The following is a 3,639-nucleotide window of genomic DNA, read 5'->3' as shown; positions in this document are numbered from 1 at the left end:
CGACCCGATCCGGGCCGGGCGTGACGCGCTGATCGCGGCGATGGACCGCCCACTGGGCAGCGGCCCCGGGCGCGGGCTCGACACACCTACCGACACGCCGCGGCAACGGCCGTCGCACGCGGCCGGCGGCGCGGGCAGCGCCTTCGACCACGACCCGGACGCGCCCAAAGAGGTGCCCGCCGTGCCATCGCTGGCCGTGCTGCGTCCGCGCAGGCAGGCGGCGACCGAGCCGGCAACGACCGCCGACAAGCCGCGCAAGCGCCTTCCCAGCTGGGATGACGTGCTGTTCGGTGGAGCTCCCGCGGCACGGGAAAGTTAGCCCGGCATAGGGTGGTGGTCATGGAGTTCACCACCCTGGGGCGCACGGGCCTCACTGTCAGTCGGCTGTGCTTGGGCACCATGAACTTTGGGCCGAAGACGTCCGAAGAGGACAGTCACACGATCATGGATCGGGCCCTGGAGCACGGCATCAACTTCTTCGACACCGCGGACGTGTACGGTTGGCAGCTCGGCCAGGGCGTCACCGAGAGCATCATCGGGCGCTGGTTCGCCCAGGGCGGCGGGCGCCGCGACAAGGTCGTGCTGGCCACCAAGGTCTACGGCAAGATGGGCGACTGGCCCAACGACAACGGGCTCTCCGCCCGGCACATCATCAAGGGCTGCGAGGAGTCGCTGCGCCGGCTGCAGACCGACTGGATCGACGTCTATCAGATGCATCACGTGGACCGCAAAACCCCGTGGGAAGAGATCTGGCAGGCCATGGAGATCCTGGTGACCTCCGGCAAGGTCCGCTATGTGGGATCATCCAATTTCGCCGGCTGGCATCTGGCGCTGGCGCAGGAGGCGGCCCGCGCCCGGCACTTCCTTGGGCTGGTGTCCGAGCAGTGCATCTACAACCTGCTCACCCGCTTCGTGGAGCTTGAGGTGATACCGGCCGCGCAGCACTACGGCATCGGCATCATCCCGTGGTCGCCACTGCACGGCGGTCTGCTGTCGGGTGCCCTGCGCCGGATCAAGGAGGGTACGGCCGGGCGCGCGGGCGAAACCGGCGGCCGGTCGATGAATGACATGGCCGAGCATCGAGCGACCATCGAGGCGTACGAGAAGCTGTGCGAGAGCATCGAGACCGACCCGGCCGACGTGGCGATCGCCTGGCTGCTGTCGCGGCCGGGCGTGACGGCGCCCATCATCGGGCCTCGCACACTGTCGCAATTGGACAGGTCGCTTGGCGCGCTGGACGTGACGCTCGACGACGGCGTGCTTGGCCAGCTCGACCAGCTGTTCCCGCCGGTGGGCAAGGGCGGGCCCGGCCCCGAGGCCTGGGCCTGGTAGGCGTTCAGCCTTTTCCGTCCCGGCCGCGCCCGTCCCCCGCCCGGCCCGTCCCCGCCTCGGCCGGACCGTCCCGCCGCGCTCGTCCCCGCCTCGGCCATCGCCATCGCCATGGCCACGGCCATCGCCTGAGATTCGATTATCGCTATAGGCGAGGCGGGGACGGTTGCGCGCATGACGACGAAGACGCGGATCGCGATCTCTGTTGCCCTGCAGAACACCGGCCAGGCCACCCGGGCCCTGGAGATTGCCAAGGGACTGCAGGAATGCACACCGACGGGGCATGAGGTGGCCATAACCTTCCTGTCCCATGGAAGCTGGTTCGAGCCTTATGTGCGCGAAGCGGGCTTCGACATCATGCGCGTGCAGCCCCAGGTCGAGGGCCGCAGCACCGACGAGGACATGAGGTTCGACCCGCCCGAGCTCATCGGCTCGGTCGAATGGGCGAAGGCCTTCATCAACGGGCAGCGGCAGGCCATGCAGGAACTCCAACCCGACGTGGTCATCCACAGCTTCTGGCAGGTGGGAAGCATTGCCGCACAGCTGGAGGGCATCCCGACGATCAGCTTCCTGCCGGTGCCCCCGTCGGTTGTGGTGGCAGACTTGCACAAGTCGCGGCTCGGCCTCGTCGAGCAGCACAACCTCACCCAGGCGATCATCGACTCGGGGTGGAGCGGCGAGCCGCCCACGAACATCTACGATCAGATCCGCGCCGACATGACCATCATTAACGATCTGCCGTCGTTCTACACCGGAATCCCGATCCCCAAGGACGTGTGGATCACGGGCCCGCTGTTCGCCCAAGGCAACTACGGCATGCCGATGGATGCCAGGCTCGTGGAGATGCTGACGGCAGACGATGACCGGCCGACAATTCTTTTGACCATGGGATCATCCGGTACCAGGCAAGCCCTGCTGGAGGCCACGAATGCGATCGCTGCCGGTGCGGCCCAACACTGGAACGCCATCATCCTGGCGTCGCCCGCGATCGTGCGACTGGCGGAGGTCAAGCAGATCGTGCAGGATCACCCCTCGATCTATGTGACGGATGAGTTTGTGCCGTGCATGCCGATCTGTGAGCTGGCTGATGTGGTCGTGTGCCATGGTGGGCAGGCGACGATCCAGACGGCGCTCGCGTGCGGGACACCCATCGTGGGCGTGCCCATGCAGATGGAGCAGCAGATCAACCTCGATCACGTGGCTGCGACCGGTGCGGGCATCATCGTGCCGTCGGATCGCTGGCGGACGTCGACCATCCAGGAGGCCATCCGCACGGTGACCGGCGACCCCACATACCGCCTGCGGGCGCAGGAGATCTCCCACACCATCCACAGTGGATACGGCAAACGCCAAGCGGCCGAATGCATCTGGCAGTGGATCGAGCAGGGCCTCGCCGTCCCGACCGCGATGGCCGGCATCGAGTTCCCGCTGTAGGGCCATCACGAAGTGACACCAGGCACGGCATCACGTCAGTGGTGCGTTTCTTCTTGAGGGAGAGCCGTCCGATGATCGTGGTTTGAGAAAGCCGGTCGCCTCAAGTGCCCCCATCTCGCGAGGAGTTACATCACCACTGGTCAGGTCTACTCTTGGCGATCTCCTGAAAAGGAACACCGGCTGCCTAATACGGCGGTTCCGCCGGCCCGGTGTACCCGCACAGGCCCAGCCGCGGAGAGTTGACAAGCTCGATCGGCTCGCCGTACTCGTCATGTGGATGATTCTGCGCGTGGCGCCTGCACAATAGTCCTGGCGAGTCCCATTCTTGTTGGCATTCCTGGCAAAGGTGGCTCGCCGGCTGGTCGCACTCGACGCACTCCGCTTGGGGGATGATGTTGCGCGCCATCAGCACGATCGGCCGGCGGCTCAGCGGCTCGGCCTGACGGCTGCCCATGGCCCTGACCCGGGTGATTGACTGGGTGCCGAAGTCATAGATGTGGATGAGCTCGTCGCCGTCTTTCAATACCGAGTCGACTCGCCGCGGCTTCGCCAGCTCAGCGCTGCCCCATCCGCCGGTCGTGAACCTGCTCAGGTGTCCACAGCATTCGAGCCAGATCGACCGGAGATAGCTGTCGATGTCGCCGAGCGAAGCGGTGCCGTTCACTTCGACATCCAACCAGAAGGGAGGCGCGTATTCGTCCTGTATCCGCAGGTGGATCAGGGATTGGGGCTTGTGTCGTCGACGCCTGAATACTGACCCCCTGACGGCGGGTCAAGGATGACCCCTCCGAGTATCAGGAGGGTGTTGAACGTGGAGGACTGGGCGGAGATCCGCCGGTTGTACCGGGCCGAGCAGATGCCGATCAAGGCGATTGC

At 66.0% G+C, this 3,639-nt stretch carries 3 protein-coding genes and 1 pseudogene; 3 read left to right on the top strand and 1 reads right to left on the bottom strand.

Translation table 11 applies throughout. From position 1 onward, the window contains the following. The 3 genes and pseudogenes from DM816_RS40905 to DM816_RS40895 all read left to right on the top strand — a co-directional run. Positions 1 to 319, top strand: a pseudogene (locus DM816_RS40905) (septation protein SepH); the annotation flags it as partial. A 20-nt stretch (positions 320 to 339) separates the two neighbouring features. Beyond that, positions 340 to 1,332 (top strand): aldo/keto reductase, encoded by a 993-nt coding sequence (locus DM816_RS40900; RefSeq protein WP_117215812.1) that lies wholly within the window; start codon positions 340 to 342, stop codon positions 1,330 to 1,332. A 171-nt stretch (positions 1,333 to 1,503) separates the two neighbouring features. After that, positions 1,504 to 2,763: a glycosyltransferase gene (locus DM816_RS40895; RefSeq protein ID WP_117215811.1), complete on the top strand. Its 1,260-nt coding sequence runs from the start codon at positions 1,504 to 1,506 to the stop codon at positions 2,761 to 2,763. A gap of 184 nt (positions 2,764 to 2,947) precedes the next feature. Here the strand turns inward: DM816_RS40895 and DM816_RS40890 are convergent, their stop codons facing one another. Next, the gene (locus tag DM816_RS40890) at positions 2,948 to 3,427 is read right to left on the bottom strand and encodes a hypothetical protein (protein ID WP_117215810.1); all 480 of its coding nucleotides are present in this window, start codon (positions 3,425 to 3,427) and stop codon (positions 2,948 to 2,950) included. Positions 3,428 to 3,639 lie beyond the last annotated feature (212 nt).

The organism is Allorhizocola rhizosphaerae (assembly GCF_003426775.1).
Taxonomy (GTDB): domain Bacteria; phylum Actinomycetota; class Actinomycetes; order Mycobacteriales; family Micromonosporaceae; genus Allorhizocola; species Allorhizocola rhizosphaerae.
Note: the sequence above shows the minus strand (reverse complement) of the source record. Positions and strands in the feature narration are given on the sequence as shown.

Bases quoted from the DNA above. Each gene is read 5' to 3' on its own strand.
- DM816_RS40900 (WP_117215812.1), top strand. From the start codon at position 340: ATGGAGTTCACCACCCTGGGGCGCACGGGCCTCACTGTCAGTCGGCTG.
- DM816_RS40895 (WP_117215811.1), top strand. From the start codon at position 1,504: ATGACGACGAAGACGCGGATCGCGATCTCTGTTGCCCTGCAGAACACC.